15 protein-coding genes and 1 rRNA gene are annotated in these 19,780 nt (G+C 33.5%); 3 read left to right on the top strand and 13 right to left on the bottom strand.

Annotated features, from left to right (window positions below):
- Positions 1 to 948 precede the first annotated feature (948 nt).
- Positions 949 to 1,920 carry a hypothetical protein gene (locus VBY68_RS14785; RefSeq protein ID WP_415270165.1) on the top strand — a complete coding sequence of 324 codons (972 nt, stop codon included), beginning with the start codon at positions 949 to 951 and terminating at the stop codon, positions 1,918 to 1,920.
- Positions 1,921 to 2,113: 193 nt separating this feature from the next.
- Here the strand turns inward: VBY68_RS14785 and VBY68_RS14780 are convergent, their stop codons facing one another.
- The 7 genes from VBY68_RS14780 to VBY68_RS14750 all read right to left on the bottom strand — a co-directional run bounded on the left by VBY68_RS14780 (position 2,114) and on the right by VBY68_RS14750 (position 9,985).
- Entirely contained in the window at positions 2,114 to 3,931 is a 1,818-nt protein-coding gene (locus VBY68_RS14780) for a hypothetical protein (protein WP_415270164.1), read from the bottom strand.
- A 508-nt stretch (positions 3,932 to 4,439) separates the two neighbouring features.
- Entirely contained in the window at positions 4,440 to 4,946 is a 507-nt protein-coding gene (locus VBY68_RS14775; RefSeq protein WP_121147992.1) for a hypothetical protein, read from the bottom strand.
- A gap of 148 nt (positions 4,947 to 5,094) precedes the next feature.
- Positions 5,095 to 5,562, bottom strand: a complete 468-nt coding sequence (locus VBY68_RS14770) for an OsmC family protein (protein WP_273695314.1) — start codon at positions 5,560 to 5,562, stop codon at positions 5,095 to 5,097.
- Entirely contained in the window at positions 5,559 to 5,972 is a 414-nt protein-coding gene (locus VBY68_RS14765) for an amino acid-binding ACT domain-containing protein (protein ID WP_415270163.1), read from the bottom strand. The genes VBY68_RS14770 and VBY68_RS14765 overlap by 4 nt, the downstream gene beginning before the upstream one ends.
- Before the next feature lie 415 nt (positions 5,973 to 6,387).
- The gene (locus tag VBY68_RS14760; protein WP_415270162.1) at positions 6,388 to 7,929 is read right to left on the bottom strand and encodes an acyl-CoA carboxylase subunit beta; all 1,542 of its coding nucleotides are present in this window, start codon (positions 7,927 to 7,929) and stop codon (positions 6,388 to 6,390) included.
- Between the two features lie 132 nt (positions 7,930 to 8,061).
- The gene (accC, locus tag VBY68_RS14755; RefSeq protein WP_415270161.1) at positions 8,062 to 9,498 is read right to left on the bottom strand and encodes an acetyl-CoA carboxylase biotin carboxylase subunit; all 1,437 of its coding nucleotides are present in this window, start codon (positions 9,496 to 9,498) and stop codon (positions 8,062 to 8,064) included.
- A gap of 1 nt (position 9,499) precedes the next feature.
- Entirely contained in the window at positions 9,500 to 9,985 is a 486-nt protein-coding gene (locus VBY68_RS14750) for a biotin/lipoyl-containing protein (RefSeq protein ID WP_415270160.1), read from the bottom strand.
- Positions 9,986 to 10,454: 469 nt separating this feature from the next.
- Here VBY68_RS14750 and VBY68_RS14745 point away from each other — a divergent pair, with 469 nt between their 5' ends.
- Both VBY68_RS14745 and VBY68_RS14740 read left to right on the top strand, forming a co-directional pair.
- Positions 10,455 to 12,824: a TonB-dependent receptor gene (locus VBY68_RS14745; protein WP_415270159.1), complete on the top strand. Its 2,370-nt coding sequence runs from the start codon at positions 10,455 to 10,457 to the stop codon at positions 12,822 to 12,824.
- A gap of 105 nt (positions 12,825 to 12,929) precedes the next feature.
- A complete protein-coding gene (locus VBY68_RS14740; protein WP_415270158.1) occupies positions 12,930 to 13,436 on the top strand; it encodes a hypothetical protein in 507 nt (168 codons plus the stop codon).
- Positions 13,437 to 13,479: 43 nt separating this feature from the next.
- Here the strand turns inward: VBY68_RS14740 and VBY68_RS14735 are convergent, their stop codons facing one another.
- The 6 genes from VBY68_RS14735 to rrf all read right to left on the bottom strand — a co-directional run.
- The gene (locus VBY68_RS14735) at positions 13,480 to 13,860 is read right to left on the bottom strand and encodes a rhodanese-like domain-containing protein (RefSeq protein WP_415270157.1); all 381 of its coding nucleotides are present in this window, start codon (positions 13,858 to 13,860) and stop codon (positions 13,480 to 13,482) included.
- A 5-nt stretch (positions 13,861 to 13,865) separates the two neighbouring features.
- The gene (locus VBY68_RS14730; RefSeq protein ID WP_124590354.1) at positions 13,866 to 15,275 is read right to left on the bottom strand and encodes an MBL fold metallo-hydrolase; all 1,410 of its coding nucleotides are present in this window, start codon (positions 15,273 to 15,275) and stop codon (positions 13,866 to 13,868) included.
- Between the two features lie 11 nt (positions 15,276 to 15,286).
- A complete protein-coding gene (locus VBY68_RS14725; protein WP_121148010.1) occupies positions 15,287 to 17,017 on the bottom strand; it encodes a SulP family inorganic anion transporter in 1,731 nt (576 codons plus the stop codon).
- 20 nt (positions 17,018 to 17,037) lie between these two features.
- Positions 17,038 to 18,336, bottom strand: a complete 1,299-nt coding sequence (locus VBY68_RS14720; protein ID WP_273695296.1) for a hypothetical protein — start codon at positions 18,334 to 18,336, stop codon at positions 17,038 to 17,040.
- Positions 18,337 to 18,351: 15 nt separating this feature from the next.
- Complete coding sequence (gene ruvB / locus VBY68_RS14715; protein ID WP_099215680.1) at positions 18,352 to 19,374, bottom strand: Holliday junction branch migration DNA helicase RuvB; 1,023 nt, start codon at positions 19,372 to 19,374, stop codon at positions 18,352 to 18,354.
- 307 nt (positions 19,375 to 19,681) lie between these two features.
- Positions 19,682 to 19,780, bottom strand: a 5S ribosomal RNA gene (gene rrf, locus VBY68_RS14710); the annotation flags it as partial.

Genomic DNA, 19,780 nt, shown 5'->3' with positions numbered 1-19,780 from the left:
CTGATATTACGGCATGCTCCGTTGACACCACGGCATGGGGCGCTGATATCACGGCATGCTCCGTTAACATCACGGCATGGGTCGCTGATATCACGGCACGCTCCGTTGACACCACGGCACGGGTCGCTGATATTACGGCATGCTCCGTTAACACCACGGCACAGGTCGCTGATATTACGGCATGCTCCGTTAACACCACGGCACAGGTCGCTGATATCACGGCACGCTCCGTTAACACCACGGCATGGGTCGCTGATATTACTGTTATCCTCCCACTCTCAAATCTGTATGGATTCAACCCAACGCTCTCGGTCTACGTATTAACGAGTTAGATTTTACATAGAAAAATCTTTTTCTAAGCTATTATTCTTTTTCCATTGATGAAAAAGAAACCGACTTTGGAGGTTCATGAATTCCTTTGAAAACCAATAAAAATTAATGAGCTAAACAAAAAATCTAGCCTTAACCATCCTGCACTCAAAAATAATCATCCACAAACCTAAATTAAAATAACTCGCTATCGCTCAAACAGATTTTAATTTTAACGGTTCTTGCGGTGTTATTTTTGGTTTGCCTGCTTATGACGGGGTGCTTTTTTAGTAGTCTCTTTAATCAAAGTATGCTGTTTCGAACTGACAGTACAAAAAAAGTATTCGCAACTAGTATAAAAGATATACTTCTGATAGTCTGCCTGTTAAAAAAAAAGCAAAAATTGACCATCGCATTTGTTTTTTATACCCCAACACTATAATTTAGAAGTGGTTAAGAAAAAGAAACTAACAAAATGCTATGATTGTATCGCTAAAACCATCTAATTTTTTATGGAATTTTAACTAGTGGCAAGGGGCTCTCCTGCTATTATAATCTTGTTGTTTCTAAGAATTACCTAAGGGTAGCGTGTATTACGCATCCCTAAAAACACACGTGTAACTTAAATTAAATTTTAATATGGAAACAAGAAGAAAATTCAAAGGATCAGATGCTTTTTTAGCTGAAAGCGCACGTACAATTTACAACCTATTTACGCAAGATTTGGAGCGTTTTACCGCTTTCAATGCCCGATTTACGAGTGAGTATGAAACTGCTTTTTTAAATCAGATTGATGCGGCAGATACAGTAGTAACCGATGTAAGTACCTTGGCTAAACAAGGAGTGGAAACGCAAAAGGTGTTGATAGAAATGCAAAATGCAAGTCGTGTGTATAATCGTATAAAAAGTCATGCTATGTGGGCTTTTCCTGATAATCCTGCGGTATTAAAGGAGTTTACTACTGGTTATAGGGATGCGAGTAAAAATCAGCCTAAAATGTTGGTATTTTTAGAAACTTTAGAAAAAGTGGTAACGAACTATTTAGATGATTTGACCGATGCAAATAAAGGCGGAATGCCTGCATCTATTGTGGAAGAGTTGGCAACAATTAAAGACGAATTAAAAAACGCGAACACTCAGCAAGAGGTATATAAAAAACAGCGTTTGGTAATTACCCAAGATCGTATTTCGGCATTGAACGATTGTTATACAACGCTTGTTCAAATTATAAATACGGCTCAGTTAGTATTTACCAATGAGCCTGCAAAAAGGGCTCAGTATAGCTATCGTCCAACTACAGGAAGCAGCTCTATTACTGATTTTGTGGGACAGGTAGCACCTAATGAAACCAAGGTGATTACTCAGGTATCGTATGACAGGGAGAGTTTTATTGGTTTTGAAAACAGAGGAGAAACCACGCTACAGTTCGACATTAGTACCGACGAGGTGACGTTAAACGGCAATATGGTTGAGTTGGAAAGTGGCGCTATCAACAACCAGCCAATGGAATGGTTACTAGCGGATGTTGCCAACGGTACCAAAGTGAATATTTTGGCTTATAATCCGTCTACTACCTCAACGGGAAGTTATTGGATTAGTACAGATGTGTAGGGATATTTTTATATAAAAACAACGAACGTCATTACGAAGGAGGTACGACTGAAGTAATCTGTTTATTTTGAACTACAAACATAAAGATTACTGCATTATCACTCGTAATGACGTTTTTTTCTCACTCCTGCTTCAATAGGAATCTCTAGTAGAGAAATACTTATTGACTATAATAAGCAATTACTTACAGTAGTTATTTCTTTTTAGTTAATGCTGATATATATTCGATAATTGGTATATCTAAACCAAAGTTAACAAAACTGTTTTTAGATGATATTGAATTATCAACAACTGGACTAGAGACACTAATATTTGCGGAAAGTCCATTAAAAAAAGTCATACCTACTCCAGCTCCAACAAGAGCATAATCAAAATTTTCTTCAGACTTTAAATCAACTAAGTTATAGAGTAGACCTGACGCATATCCAAAGATATATACATCACTCACTAGTGGTTCTTCTTGTGGTCTCAACCAATAAGTTTGTTTATTGTAATATTTAAAACTTTCTCCCGCCTCAAAAGCATGAGTATATTTCCAATTCCATAATTTCCACTTAATTCCAATTTTCTCACTAGCATAATAAAGGCTACCTATTGAGCTTGTACCACTTGCTTCATTATCAATGAGGTTATTATTATTGCTGAATGAAGCATAATTAACTCCCATACTAAAAAAAGGTGTAATATACTTTGTGATTTTTCTCTTTTTTATGGAATTAAAACGTTGGTCTATCGTAGAAATAATAGATTCTATATCTACATATAAATAACCTATATTCTTAGAGTTGTTCTGGTCTTCATTAACTAGGTTGCCTGATGAATCATTGAATTCGACTAGAGTATTTTCTAATAAGAAGTCTAAAACTGTAGAAATAGCATCGTTTGGGTATTGATTTTTAGCAACACTAATGAACTCAATAATTAAATACTTCATAGAATAGTATTGATTTTGAGTCATTGTGAAATCTTTAAATTGGCTTTTCTTTAAACCTTTATAAAAATCATATAGGTTTTTGTATTCATCAAAATTAGAGTTGACTAGACTCGATAGTTTAGCTAAATAACTTTCTTGTTCGTTACTTAATAGATTTGAATATTTTGATTTTAGAGCATCTACTTCTAAAGAAATTTCAGAGCCTTTAGATTCAGTAATTTTCGTTACTAAAGTGTCAATTTCTTTTCTGAGACCTGTGTCGTTTATTTTTTTTCCTAAATCAATTAATTCTTCTGCTTGATTTGACACAATTAGGATATCTTCTATGCTTTTAGTTACTTTTTGTTTTAAATCATTTAGTTCATTTACTCTAGTAGGATTCTTTTTACAATGAAATTTTTGAATCCTATCTTCATCTATATAAGGGCAGCCCAAAGCTTTATACATTTCAAGTTCAAAAACATTATCAGAGTCATACCACCTTTTGAAACTGACATTTTCTAATGAGTTTTTAAACTTGAATTGCTTTTGAAATTTATCTTCATTTTCAGCAACGATTTTAAAGCATAAATCTACTAATAGGTTAAACCGAAGAACACTATCTTTTTTTTGTTCAACTTCTAATTTTTTGTCTGTTTTGTGTATAATAAGGTTATTAACTTTTGCATTTTGAAAAACTGTAGAATTATTTATTGTCTTGTCATGATAATATGCTAAACCAAAAACAAACGCAAATTCTGCCGTATTTTCAATAGCCGTTTTAGTCATAACAGTCTTATTTTTTCCGCTTGTCAAAATATCCATTAAATTATACAGATAATTAAACGTGGCGAAATTATTTAGTCTCTTCGAATAATGGTTATCAGTATCTTTAAACTGTTTAACAATAGTATTTCTAAATACTCTTTCTTTTATTTCTTCTTGTTTTTGTTGAATAATCGCAGTTAACACTTCTGTGTCAATATTCCCTTTTGAAATAGAGGGATTAGTTCCTGTTAAATTTAATGTTGGACTTTGTGAATATGACACTATTCCTGTAATTATGAATAAAAACAATGTAGTAATTCTAGTTTTCATAATGGTTAGTTTTTGATGTTCTTTTTAGATAATAAAAAGCTTAATTCTTCATAAACCTAAAAAAACATCCTTACAAAAAACTACGGAAACCCTCAAAACCAGATATTTAAGTTATAGAAGTTGTTTTATTCATCATTAATGTAGTATTAAACTGAGTATAGAGTAGCTTTATACTTAATAAGTATTGATCAATAAACTAGTGCCTTCATTTTCTTTGCTTGTCCAAAGAAAACGAACCAAAAGAAAGGACACTTTTACGAGGAATTTTTAAACCTTGTTTAAAAACATCTGAAAAACGATGCGAGGCAAAGCCTCTGAATCTCATCGCTTTTTCAGACTATTCTGCGTAAAAGAGCTTAGAAAAACTCCTTTTTAAAATTTAATTTTTATTAGCTAACATCATTACGAAGAAAGTACGACTGAAGTAATCTGTTTATTTCAAACTATAAACTTAAAGGTTACTGCGTTATCACTCGTAATGACGTTTTTTTTGTGATTTTTATTAAAATTATTGGTATTGTTTATCTCCTCCAAGATGGTTTGCTATTACTAAAATTGTCTGCCAGCAGTCAGGAAGTGATGTAGAATTTCCTCTTACACATTTTACAAAACCAGAAGGTTCTGGAAGTCCAAATTCGGTTTCTTTATATTGCTGAACTTCTGAAGTAAGTATAATATCTTGTCCCTCTACCCAAGCTTTTACTCTAACATCGTCAGACAAAACTCTAATTGCATTAGTTACTAAATAAGTACCTGTATTTTCAACAACCATATAATCCATTTCACTAAGTCCATTAGGCAAAGACCCAAATGCAATTGCAGCATTTAGTACTTTAATTTTTGTTGAATTTGAATTCGGTTGATTTGTCCAAATAGATGTTTGGTCAGTCTCTGTTTTAATAGTTGATACATCAGATGTTTGACTTGAAGTATCCTTAGCTACTGTCTTTTTATAACTTGTGCATGAAATACTTATTAATCCGAGAATTATTGTAATAATATAAAGAGTTCTCATAATTGTTTTTTGGTAGTTTAATCAGCTTAAAATTAATCAATTGCCACTTACTTTTTAAGTAAGTTCAATATAGCAAATACAAACCGAATAGAAAATCTGCGGTGATTTTAGTAGTGAGAATACCGTGTTTTTCTTTTCTTTAATTTTACTAAGTTGAACAAATGGGATTATGCAACACTTTAAAATTTACAGAGTTTGCTATAAAACAACGTTCATTAGCTTTTTTATGTAGTTCAATTGCTTTTTCTATCATTGAACTTTCTGAAACTATAACGGTTGGGCTTAAACTAACCTCAGAGAAATACCCACTACCATTTGGTTTAGTTATCATAATACCAGTTGCTCTATCTATATATTTAGTTACAATTATGTTAGATTCAGAACATAAATGTAGGTACCAAAGCATATGGCATGAGCATAATGAGGCCAGTAAAAGTTCTTCGGGATTATATTTAGTTTTATCGCCTCGAAATTCTGGGTCGGAAGAACATAAAATATTTGGTTTATTATCAATACTTATAATATGACTTCTTTCAAAGTCCTTGTAATTAGATGTTCCTTTACCTTTATTTCCAGTCCATTCTATCTTTGCTGTATAATTATGTTGATCTTTCATATTATATAATCTTCATTATTCCACCATTTTTTCATCCATTTCTCCGAAACTTGTTTTCCCTTCTCATAATTATCAACAACTACAATTAATTGATTTGAATGGTCACTATATTGCGTTAAAATATTCACATTAGCATCTGCTAATTCTTTACAAAACGCACCTAATTGACCAGGTATATCTTGTCTAAGTTTCTGAATTATTACATTACTTATTTTCGTTACTTTTATTCCAGCTTTTGCTAATTCAACTTTTGCTCTATCTGCTTCCTCTACTAAAAAATGAGCTATAGAAGAAGTTCCGGTTTGGAAAACTCCTCCTCCTTCTAAACTTATACCACTTTCACCGAGTTTTTTTCCCATAAGAGCTAATTGTCCTAGCTTGTTTTCAAATAAAATTTCTATGTCTTTCATTTTTATAAATTTTAATACTTAGCAAATTAAATGGATTTATTACGCTAACATTTCATTTGAAAATGAACAATGAAGGAAAAGAAAATAATGGGTCAAAAAAAGTTAAATTTTCAAAAGGTAAACAATCACTGTTTGATTTGTTAAGTGTTGTTTTGTAATAACTACCAACTGTTACTTAATTAAATATCAAATTTTAGTAGATGCTAACCCAAATAGAAAATCTGCGAAGGTTCTTAGAAGTGGAGAAGAATAAGTTATAAATTTTAAACGATTTTGACAGTAGTGTTTGACTCTTAATTATTAGGATTATTGCTATCTCTATTTAGTTAGATTGATTTTCTTTCTCCTTACATACCTCCAAAAAAAAGACGCTTCTAAAATGAAGCGCCTCTTAAAAATATTGATATGTATTTTGTTACAACGGAATATTCCCGTGTTTTCTATTAGGTCTTTCTACCTTTTTCCCTTCTAACATCGCAAAAGCTTTGATTAGTTTCCTACGGGTATCTTGTGGTAAAATAACCTCATCTACAAATCCGCGTTCTGCTGCACGGTACGGATTCGCAAATTTATCAGCATACTCTGCTTCCTTCTCGGCAAGCTTCGCTTCGTGGTCGTCTGCTTCAGCAATTTCCTTTTTAAAGATAATTTCACTTGCTCCTTTTGCTCCCATTACCGCAATTTCTGCACTAGGCCATGCAAAATTCATATCGGCACCAATATGTTTTGAGTTCATTACGTCATACGCCCCACCATAGGCTTTACGGGTAATTACACTTACTCTTGGCACGGTAGCTTCACTCAACGCATACAATAATTTTGCTCCGTTAGTAATAATGGCATTCCATTCTTGGTCGGTTCCTGGTAAAAACCCTGGTACATCTACCAACACCAATAACGGAATATTAAAGCAATCGCAAAAACGGGTAAAACGTGCTGCTTTTTTAGAACTGTTTACATCCAAACATCCTGCTAAACTCATCGGTTGATTGGCTACAATCCCAACACTTCTTCCTCCTAAACGAGCAAATCCAACTACGATATTATCCGCATAATCTTTATGAATTTCAAAGAACGAATCTGCATCAGCAATACCATCAATTACAGCACGCATATCATACGGCTTGTTGGCATTATCTGGAACGATGTTGGCTAATTCTTCTCTAATCTCATCGCCTAATTCAAACGGTAGCTTTGCTGTAGTTTCTTGATTGTTCTGCGGCATATAGCTCAACAATGTTTTAATGTCTTCTAAACATTGTACATCGTTCGCTGCCGTTAAATGCGTAACTCCCGATTTGGTTGCATGCGTACTTGCTCCTCCTAATTCTTCCGAAGTAACTTCTTCATTGGTTACTGTTTTTACTACGTTAGGTCCCGTAACAAACATATAACTTGAATTTTCTACCATAACGGTAAAATCGGTCATGGCTGGTGAATACACTGCTCCACCTGCACAAGGTCCCATAATTGCTGAGATTTGTGGAATGACTCCTGATGCTTGTACATTTCTGTAAAAAATATCGGCATAACCACCTAACGAGCGTACTCCTTCTTGAATACGCGCTCCACCAGAATCGTTCAATCCGATTAATGGCGCACCTACTTTTACGGCTAAATCCATAATCTTACAGATTTTTTCGGCATGTGTTTCTGATAACGAACCTCCAAATACCGTGAAATCTTGTGCAAATACGTACACAAGACGTCCGTTTACAGTTCCGTATCCTGTTACCACTCCGTCACCATAAAACTTCTGATTTTCCATTCCGAAATCGGTCGTTCTATGGGTTACTAAAATGCCTACTTCTTCAAAAAAACCTTCATCTAAGAAATAATTGATACGCTCACGAGCGGTTAATTTTCCTTTTTGATGATGACGGTCGATACGTTGTTGTCCACCTCCTAATTTTGCTTCGGTTACTTTATGTTGTAATTCTTCTATTTTAGATTTCATCTATATTCTTTTTTGGGCGTTCCCCAAGGGTCGGGCTTTCCGCTATATCTTTTGTTGGTTCTCGATACTTGCTTCGCAAACTCGAACTGACAACAAAAGGATGCCGCTGCACCCCCTAACGCACATGATGTATTAACAAGTTTTTAAAATACGTTGCTCTTTTAAATACTGCTGTAAGGCTACTTGTGCAGCAATCTTTGCTTCCTTTTTATATCCTGCTTCTAACAACTCAGGCGTATAATATTTCTTTACAAAATGAGTATCGAAATTCCCTGAAGTAAAAGCTTCATGTTCGCATACGAACTTTCCAAACGGCAACGTAGTTTCTATTCCTTTTACTTTATAATTACTAATGGCTTGCTTCATTAGCTCGATAGCTTCTTCACGCGTATTTCCGTAGGTAATCAATTTAGAAATCATCGGATCGTAATAAATAGGAATTTCCATGCCTTCTTCAAAACCATCATCTACACGAATATTTTCTCCTTTCGGATGTTGATACACTTCCAACACTCCAATACTCGGTGCAAAATTATCTAACGGATCTTCAGCGTACACTCTTAATTCTAGCGCGTGTCCGTTAATTTGTAAATCGTCTTGGGTGAATGATAGCTCCTCTCCTCTTGCTATTTTTATTTGCTGTTCTACTAAGTCTACTCCTGTAATAAGTTCGGTAACTGGATGCTCTACTTGTAAACGTGTATTCATTTCTAGGAAATAGAAGTTTTTGTTTTCATCTAATAAAAACTCTACGGTTCCTGCTCCTAAATAATCACAGGCTTTCGCAACTCTTACTGCTGCGGCTCCCATGGCTTCTCTAATTTCTGGAGTTAATACACTTGATGGTGCTTCTTCAACTACTTTTTGATGACGACGTTGTACCGAACATTCACGTTCAAATAAGTGTACTACGTTTCCGTGAGCATCTGCCAATACTTGGATTTCAATATGGCGTGGCGACCCTACATATTTTTCTATAAACACCGAACCATCACCAAAAGCTGATTCTGCCTCTGAAATTGCACGCTGCATTTGTTCTTTTATATCAGCTTCTTTTTCAACAACACGCATTCCTTTTCCTCCACCACCTGCTGAGGCTTTGATTAAAATTGGATAGCCAATTTCATTCGCTACTTTCGATGCATACTCCACATCGGTTACCGCTTCATCAATCCCCGGAACCATCGGAATATCATAGGCTTTTACCGCATCTTTTGCCGCAAGTTTGCTCCCCATCACCTCAATAGCATGTGTTTTAGGACCTATAAATACAATTCCTGCTTTTGCTACGGCTTCTCCAAAGGCTGCATTTTCGCTTAAAAATCCGTATCCCGGGTGAATTCCGTCTACATCTAACTCTTTCGCTACTTCAATAATTTCATCTCCTAATAAATACGATTGATTCGATGGTGCAGGACCAATGCATACTGCTTCGTCTGCAAAAGTTACGTGTGGTGAATTTCTATCTGCTTCCGAATAAACAGCTACCGTTTTAATACCCATCTTTTTTGCCGTACGCATAACACGCAATGCAATTTCTCCTCTGTTTGCTACTAATATCTTTTTCATATTACTCCATTTCTATTAAAACCGTATTCTTTTCTACTTTATCACCTGCTTGTATCGCTACCGATTTTACAACTCCATCTCTTGGTGCTTGTAAGGTATTTTCCATTTTCATGGCTTCTAACACTAAGATCCCATCTCCTTCTTTTACTTCTTGACCAATTTCAACATCTACAGAAACAATTAGCCCCGGCATTGGTGCCTTGATATCGTTTTCTTTTTTCTCTTCAGCTACTTCTAATCCTAACTCATCAATTAACATATCTAATTCATCAGCAATATTTACCTCGTAAGTATTTCCGTTGATTTGAATGGTATATGTTTTTTTGTTGAAATTTGTTTGAAGTATGGTAGCTTGATACGATTGGTTACCCTCAAGTACATGGTAGTTATTTTTTGATTTTTCTACTATATCTAGCGTCTCTATCTGCGCTTCAGTAAAGTCAAAATCATGCGTTTTATTAACGCTCGTTTTAAAAGATTTACTCATAAATATCTGATATTTTCACCACTAAAATATTAAATTTACAATGGAATGCATGAGTTAAATCTATAAATTGATTAGAATGTTTTTTTACTTACTTAATAACTCCTTATTCTTTTATAAACAAGCCTAGAAAAACCCGCTATTTATCGCGCTTAATTCATATTTCATATTTACCTTTGCACCGTTCTCATAAAGGGGTGCCTTTTTGAGTTATTAGTGTTTAATGAATAGTTGTTAGTTAACTTAAAATTCAACATTTATAACTTATAATTAAAAGTAGGGCTGAGATCATACCCAACGAACCTGGAACAGGTAATGCTGTTTAGGGAAGCGAGCGTAAATAAAAGGTCTGGTAGACCTTTTTAGCGAATGCAAAAGTAAAGTTATGCTTTACGCTCACAATTATTCAATGTTTAACTAAAGAATAATTACCTCTTTTTATTCGATTTTGTTTTTTTATAAAATGAGACCGATGTCTTTCAAACAACAACCACAAGTAAAACTAATAGCTTTTTTACTCGTATTATTTGCAACCTTAACAGCAAACGCACAAACGGTTACTTTCTCTGGAAAAGTAGTTGATGGTAACCAAAATCCTTTGGTGGGTGCTACTGTTACTGTTGCCTCTCTTAACAAAGGAATTGCTACCGATTTCAAGGGTGACTTTACATTAAATCTTTCAAAAGGAACTTATGTATTTAAGGTTTCTCATGTTGGTTTCAAACCTCTTTTGCAAGAGGTTGTTATTACCAAAAATCAACAGTTTACATTTCAGTTAATTTCTGATGAAGCTATTTTAGACGAAGTGTTGGTTTCTGCTGTTCGTGTAAAAGCAGATGCACCTGTAACACACTCTAACCTTAGCAAACAAGAAATTGAAAAACGTAATTTAGGACAGGATATTCCTGTATTATTAAACTATTTACCGTCAGTAACTTCATCATCTGATGCGGGTGCTGGTATTGGATACACTTATATTCGTGTACGTGGTTCGGATGCTACTCGTGTAAATGTTACGATTAACGGAATTCCGTATAACGATGCCGAGAGTCAGGGGACTTTTTGGGTTAATATGGGAGATTTTGCTTCTTCTACCCAAAGTTTACAATTACAACGTGGTGTGGGTACTTCTACAAACGGTTCTGGAGCTTTTGGAGCTAGTTTAAACATCTTAACCGATGCCGTTTCGGAAGAAGCTGGTGGAGAAATTTCAAATGCTTTTGGTTCGTACGGAACAAGAAAGCATACCGTAAAATTTACTACTGGAAAATTAAATAATGGGTTTGAGTTCGCAGGACGTTTGTCTAACATTTATTCTGACGGATATGTTGATCGTGCTTTCACTGATTTAAAATCGTATTTCTTACAAGGTAGCTATACTGATGATAACACCTTGATTAAAGCTTTAGTTTTTGGTGGAAAGGAAAGAACCTACCAAGCTTGGTATGGCTTAACTCCTGAAGAACTAAAAGAAGATCGTCGTCAAAACCCGTATACCTATGATAATGAAACCGATAATTATTGGCAAGATCACTACCAATTACACTGGAATGAAAAATTATCTGAGAGTTGGTCCACCAACATAGGTTTAAACTATACGCGTGGTAAAGGATATTACGAGCAGTTTAAAGGAGGAAGTGATGCTGCAGACTACGATGGTTTAATTGTAGATGGTAGTGATGTGATTGTTAGAAGATGGTTAGACAATCATTTTTATGTTGCTAATGCGAATGCTACTTACAAAAATGATAAACTAGAAATTATTTCTGGAGCTTCTTATAGTACCTTTAATAACGACCATTATGGAGAAGTAATATGGGGAAGCGATTTAGCTCCAAATACCAATATTAATGACCATTACTACGATAGTACTTCTGAAAAAACAGATTTGAGTGTTTTCTCTAAAGCTACGTTTAGTCTTTCAGAACAATTTAAAGCGTTTGTTGATGTACAAGGAAGGTTTGTAAATTATCAAACGAAAGGATTGACATCTGATAGAGCTCCTATTGATGTTGATAAAGATTATAACTTCTTTAATCCTAAGTTTGGGCTTACCTATACCATAAATGACGAACATAGTTTATATGCTTCGTACGCTAAAGCGAACAGAGAACCTAATAGAAATGATTTTGAAGGTGGTAATTCTCAACACGAAAGCTTAGATGATTATGAGTTAGGTTGGCGTTTGGCTAATAAAACAGTTCGATTAAATACAAACGTATACTATATGGATTATCAGAATCAGTTAATTCTTACCGGTGCTATTGACCCAAATACTGGAGAACCTTTACGTGCTTCTAGTGGTAGTAGTTATCGTTTAGGACTGGAAATTGATGCAGATATTACCTTATCTGAACAAGTATCTATGCGTCCTAACATTGCTTTTAGTAAAAATATTAATAGAGATTACAATGCTGAAATTAATGGGGAATTACAAAATTTAGAAGATACTCCTATTACTTTTTCCCCTGACATCGTTTTTGGAAATGCATTGATTTATCGACCAGCTAACAATATACAAATCGCATTCTTATCTAAATATGTTGGAAAACAATTTATGAGTAACCTAGATAGTAGAGTATCTGATTTAGATGTTTTAAAAGGATTCTTTACGAGTGATTTAAATATTGTGTACGAGATTAAAACCAACAAAATTTTTAAATCGATTGTACTTACTGGGTTAGTAAACAACATTTTTAACAAAGAATATGTTGATAGAGGATATTATTATACATACGACGATACGTGGACTACTCCAGGAACAACTACTACTGTTGATGGTGCAGGTTACTATCCGCAAGCTACTAGAAACTTTTTAGTAGGTGCAACGTTAAAATTTTAAGAGGGAAAATGCTAGAAAAACAAAAAACCGAGACAATTTGTCTCGGTTTTTTTATGAAGCTTCTTTTTACCTTTGACTACTCAATTAAAAAACAATCAAATTACTATGAAACTGAAAGAAACCTTAATAATATTACTTTCTCTAACAAGTATCGGGCTTGGAATTTATTCTTTTAAATTAAACAAAGAAGTTTCTCTCTTAATGGATGCTAAAAACTTTACTTTTAAATGGATAAATAATTACGAAATCTTAACTAGCTACTGGAAAGAGAACAATAAAATATCTAATCAGTTTTTTGATGTAAACTTTGATTCCAATTATGAAATTGCTAGAGTTTATACTACTTATGGAAAAGTATATCAAACTTGTTTTGACAGGAATGAAAATGGCGTTTATGAAAAAACTGATTGTTATAATTCAGTTGGGGATAAAGTTGGTTATTCTCTCGATAATGATGAGGATGGAGTACCAGAAGAATTCGTTTTAATTTACGATTCAAAAAAAGAATTAAAATTTATTGATAGTAATTTTGATGGTAAATTTGAAAAAGTCATAATAATTAACAATAACAACGAAACTGAATTATCAATCAAAACAATGTTTGAAGAGTAATTAGATGAATAAAAAATCCCGAGCTTTCACTCGGGATTTTCTTTTATTCTTTATTTTTCTCTGTCCATTCTAAATAGCCTCCTAAAACATTGTAGGCTTCATAACCTTTTTCAGCTAAAAGTTCGGCAGCCTTTTTACTTCTACCTCCAGATCGACAGTAAATATATACAGGTCGAGTTTTATCTAACTTTTCTAAAACCTTTCCTTCAAAATCATCTCCAGTAATATCTATTTTAATTGGAGTTTTAATAACTCCTTCTGCCCATTCTTGCGGTGTTCTAACATCTAATAACTGTACGTTATCTTCGTTTTCTAAAACTACTTGTAGATTTTCTACCGTGATATCTTTTGCCTCTTTGGTTTGAGGTTTACACGATACTACCATCGTTAAAAATAAACCTACTAAAAATATACCTCTCTTCATTATCCTTATTTTAAAGTTGATGGGCATACCGTTGCTGTTCTTGGAATATCAGTTTCTTTAATAGCTTTATATCCTCCAGTAACATCAATTATATTATGGAATCCTCTTGCTTTTAAAATAGATGCTGCAATTACTGAACGGTATCCACCAGCACAGTGTACATAAAAATCTTCTTTTGTTGGAAATTCTTCAACATGTTCGTTTAAGAAATCTAACGGTGTACTTGGTACATCTACAATATGTTCATTTGCATATTCTCCTGGCTTTCTAACATCAAAAACAGGTGCTTTTTTCGTAATTGCTTCTGCTAAAACATCTGCAGAAACAGAACGTAACGTATCTATTTCTTTTCCTGCTTCTTTCCATGAATTAAAGCTTCCATCTAAATACCCTAATACATTATCAAAACCAACTCGAGATAAGCGTGTTATAGTTGTTTCTTCTTCTCCTTCAGGAGTAACTAATAAAATTGGCTGTGTAACATCTTTAATCAATGCACCTACCCATGGAGCAAATGTTCCTCCTAAACCAATAAAAATTGATTGTGGTATAAATCCTTTAATAAACTCTGATTGATGACGTACATCTAAAATCAACGCATCTGTTTCGTTTGCTATTTTTTCAAAATCTGCTACCGATAATGCTCTTGCTCCACTCTTAATAACTTCATCAATAGATTGATATCCTTCCTTATTCATTTTTACATTTAAAGGAAAATATTCTGGTGGAGGTAATAATCCATCGGTTACTTCTTTTACAAACTCTTCTTTAGTCATATCTGCACGTAATGCATAATTGGTTTTCTTTTGATCTCCAATAGTACCAACTGTTTCTTTGCTTAAGTTCTTACCACAAGCTGAGCCTGCTCCGTGTGCTGGATATACAATTACATCATCTTCAAGGGTCATAATTTTTGTACGTAAACTATCATATAGCAATCCTGCTAATTCCTCTTGTGTTAAGTTTGCTGCTTTTTGTGCTAAATCTGGGCGCCCTACATCACCTAAAAATAAGGTATCTCCACTAAAAACTGCATGGTTTTTTCCATTCTTATCTTTTAATAAATAAGAAGTACTCTCCATTGTGTGTCCTGGAGTATGCAATACGGTAAGAGTAATATCTCCTAATGTGAACACTTCCCCATCTGTAGCTATATGAGCCTCATAATTTGTTTTTGCTGTTGGTCCGTATACAATTGTTGCTCCTGTTTTCTCAGCAAGCGTAACATGACCACTTACAAAATCTGCATGGAAGTGAGTTTCAAAAATATATTTGATCTTAGCGCCATCTTTTTCAGCTCTGTTTATATAAGGGTCAACTTCACGTAACGGATCTATAATTGCTACTTCTCCATTACTTTCAATATAATAGGCTCCTTGTGCTAAACAACCTGTATAAATTTGCTCTATTTTCATGATATTATATATTATTTATACGCTTGGTGTATATACTGCGCGTATTTTTTCTGATTTTGATTATCTCCTGTTTTATAAAAATTTACGGCTCCATTGGCACGCATAAAAAAGTGATCTAAACTTACAACATCTAATAAACCTCCTCTAAAAAAGGCATCTCTTACAGGGCCTTTTACTCCTGCAAAATAAAACTGAATATTGTGTTTATTAAAATAAACGATGCGTTCTTTTAACATCTCTATTCCTGTACTGTCAACTCTGTTGATACTCTCCGCATCTAATACAATCAATTTTAATGCCTTCCCTTTTTCTTCTGTCATTTCGTCCAATTTATCTCTAAAATAGTTAGAGTTGGCATAAAATAATTGTGCATCGAAACGGAAAACTAAAATTTCATCATCTAAAATAACTTCTTTAAACCTATTTTTATTACGATAGAAATCTGAATTTGGTACTTTTCCTAACTCAGCTACATAGGGTCTTGAGGTTCTAAAAATTAAAACAATTAATGATAAAACTACTCCGATTAAAATTCCGTATTCAATTCCGAAGAAAATAGTAGCCAAAAAAGTAGCTAAGAGTAACCAAAAATCTAGGTTATTAGCTTTCCATAGCCTTCTTGCTTCTTTTACATTTATTAAGTTAAAAACTGCAACTATAATAATTGCTGATAAAATAGTTTTTGGTAAGTGATAAAAAACAGGTGTTAGAAAAAGTAATGTAAACACTACTAAAATTGCAGAAACTATTGCTGAAACTCCTGTAGTTCCACCTGATTCTGCATTAATTGCCGAACGAGAAAAACTTGATGCTGATGGATACGATTGAAATAATGATCCTACCATGTTACTCAAACCTAAAGCTACTAACTCCTGATTTGGTCTTACTCTATACTCGTCTTGTTTGGCTTCCAACGTTTTTCCGATAGAAATGGTTTCTAAATATCCTACCATAACTAAGGTTGCTGCTATAGGCATCAATTCACGTATTAGAGCTACATCAATTACTGGCATTGAAAATTTTGGTAAACCTGAAGGAATATCTTTTACAATGGCAACATCAGAGAGCTGTGTTCCAAAAAAACGTATGCTTAGTATACCGAGTATAACTACGATTAAGGCATTTGGTATTTTTTTATTGACTCTTCTAAATATTATAATAATAGCACATGCTATTAAGCCTATAATTGTTGTATTTGTTTTAAAATATTTAAGTCTGAAAAGAATATCTTCTAATAGTACATGAATTTGATCGCTCTGTACAAACTCAACTCCTAATAGATTTCTAAATTGGTTCAGTCCGATAATTAAAGCTACGGCAGAAGTAAATCCTGTTATTACAGGTCTTGATAAAAAGTTTACGATAAATCCTAAACGGAAAATTCCCATTAAAAATTGAATTGTTCCTACTACCAGTGCGAGTAATATTGCAATGGCGATGTAACTTTCTGAACCTGTAAGTGCTAAGGTAGAAACTCCTGTTGCTACTATTAATGAATCCATTGCTACAGGACCAATTGCTACTTGACGAGATGTTCCAAAAATAGCATACATTAACTGAGGCATTAAAGCTGCATACAATCCATAAATTGGTGGTAATCCAGCAATTAATGCGTAAGCAATACCTTGTGGAATTAAGACAATAGCAACTGTTATACCTGCAACTACATCACCTCTTAACTGCGATTTTTTATAGTTAGGCAACCATTCTAATATTGGTATGAGTTTTTTTAGTAAATTCATTTACTCTATAAAAACGTTCTTTAATTATTTATCTTATAAAAGGGAATTGTCCATTCTAAAAAGTTTTTTTTCATACTTTTTTTCTCTATTTTAAGAGTATGCACTCCTTCTGATAAATTTTCAATATTTATATATCCCTGTAATCCAAACTGTTTCGTTCTAGGATGATTGTCATATCTTATAAAATCAATAGGTATAATTTCTCCATCTATTGACACTTTATTATATTCTTTATAGCAGGCTAGTAAAAATTTAGCTTGATTTTGATCTTCTATTATTTTTGATACATTAGGCTTTTCTTCAAATTCACCGCAAATCTCTTCTCTTATCGTTCTTTCGTATTTAAATATGGGTATAAATACTTCTACAACTTTTGACTCTATTTTACTTGACTCTATTTCAGGAGCTAGCAAAAATGTATTGGATTTATTACTGTCTTTATAGTAATCTGAATACGTTTTGTATTTATTGAAAAAGTTCTGCTTGTTTGAAATAACTAGATAAAATATGTTTGTTTTCGGGATTTGTATGCTTGCTAGAACCACTCCCGAAAAAAAGAAAAACAACATTAAATAAACTATTGATTTTTTCTTCTTAAAATTTGAACCAAATATCATTGATACTTGCAAAATACTTTTATATAGTGGTCCAAAAGATATCATTGACACAAATTTTACCACTTTGAAATTTAAGACTTGTAGTTTTTCTTTTTCTTTATTCTTCTTTAAATTAGAGAACATAGTAATTATTGATTGCAACATCAGGCTGATTGCAATTAAAAAAGCTGGTATTAAAAGAATATAGGTATTTACATACGCTGAAAGTAGGTTGAATAATAACAGGTAAATACTTGAAAAAAATGCCATGTAACCATACATTAATAAAAAGGTAAACGCTACAGAAAAAATTACACTACATAACTCGTCTACTTTTTGTATTGAGTCTTTTAGTTTTGGTAATATTGAAAGTATTTTTTCTGTGTAAATTTTTGAATAAGCACTATCTTCTATACTATAGTCAGGAAAAACTGAATTAAGCCCTACCAAGCCCACCCAATAAGCTCTTAAGAAGAAATGTATTACAAACATTGAAGCCAATATACTTACTGCTATTAGCCCAAAAAAAGTAATGAAATACCCTATATAATATTGGTTAGGATTTAGAAAATCTATAAAGAAATTTGCAATCCAACCAATGATATCAAAAAGCTTAAAAGAACCAAAAATTGCAATTGCAGAAACCAATAATTCCGCTTCCCAACTTTCATCTTTTAATCGTTGTAACCATCCTTTCGTTTCTGTATTAGACTTATTATCCATAGCTTATTCTAAACTTTAAAAGAGTTCTCCTTGGCTAGTTCCTTTAATTCTTCCTAAATGTTTATAGGCTAAATCGGTTACTTCTCTTCCTCTTGGCGTTCGCATAATAAATCCTTGTTGGATTAAAAAAGGCTCATAAACCTCTTCTATAGTTTCAGCGTTTTCAGCTACAGCTGTAGCTAAAGTGGTTATTCCAACTGGACCTCCTTTAAACTTATCAATAATCGTAGATAAAATTTTATTATCCATTTCATCTAAACCATGTGCATCCACATTTAATGCTTTTAAGGCATATCTTGCTATTTCTATGGTAATAGTACCATCTCCTTTAATTTGAGCAAAATCACGTACTCTACGCAATAATGCGTTGGCAATACGAGGTGTTCCTCTACTTCTGCCAGCAATTTCAATCGCTGCCTCCATAGAAATTGGCACTTTTAAGATATAAGCACTTCGTTGAATAATCGTTGTTAGTAATTCTGTTGAGTAATAATGTAATCGACTACTAATACCAAAACGAGCTCGCATAGGTGCTGTAAGCAATCCTGAACGAGTAGTAGCTCCTACCAAAGTAAATGGTTCAAGGTTAATTTGAACTGTACGTGCATTTGGACCAGATTCAATCATAATATCGATTTTATAATCTTCCATAGCTGAATACAAATATTCTTCAACTATAGGACTTAATCGATGGATTTCATCAATAAACAGAACATCTCGTTCATCTAAGTTGGTTAATAAGCCTGCTAAGTCTCCTGGTTTATCTAACACAGGTCCTGAGGTTACTTTTATACCAACTCCTAACTCATTAGCTAAAATATGAGCCAACGTCGTTTTACCTAATCCTGGAGGCCCGTGAAATAATGCATGATCTAATGCTTCATCTCGTTGATTCGCTGCCTCAACAAAAACTTTTAAGTTGTCTATTGCCTGATCTTGACCAGAGAAATCATCAAATGAGAGCGGACGTAACTTTTTTTCTACATCTAATTCTTCATTTGAGTAGTTTGTACTTTCAGGGTTTAGGTTTTCATTCATATTGTTGCAAATATACTTGAAATATGACGCTTGCTTTGTAATATAAGTTACTTAGCAAATATTTTTATGCTAAGATACATATTATAAAATGTTGTGGTAGTTATTGTGAATAATAAATGAACTCCATATATAATCTCTATACCTTAATAATAAGAGATCTATACAATATTACTATTTCAAAAAGAGCGTCTTATGTTAATTCCAATTTTGGAGTTATCTTGATGTTTTAGTTTAGTAGTAATAAAGTATTGAATTTAAAATAAGAGCAAAAAAAAACCTCAATCTAGTAAAAGATTGAGGTTTAAAAGAAAGGCAACGACCTACTCTCCCACCAGTGGCAGTACCATCGGCGCTAATGGGCTTAACTTCTCTGTTCGGAATGGTAAGAGGTGAGCCCCATTGCGAT

Origin of the sequence: Tenacibaculum ascidiaceicola (genome assembly GCF_047470925.1) — a bacterium.
Classification (GTDB): Bacteria; Bacteroidota; Bacteroidia; order Flavobacteriales; family Flavobacteriaceae; genus Polaribacter; species Polaribacter discolor.
The sequence above is the reverse complement of the archived record's forward strand: the minus strand, read 5'-3'. Positions and strand labels throughout refer to the sequence as shown.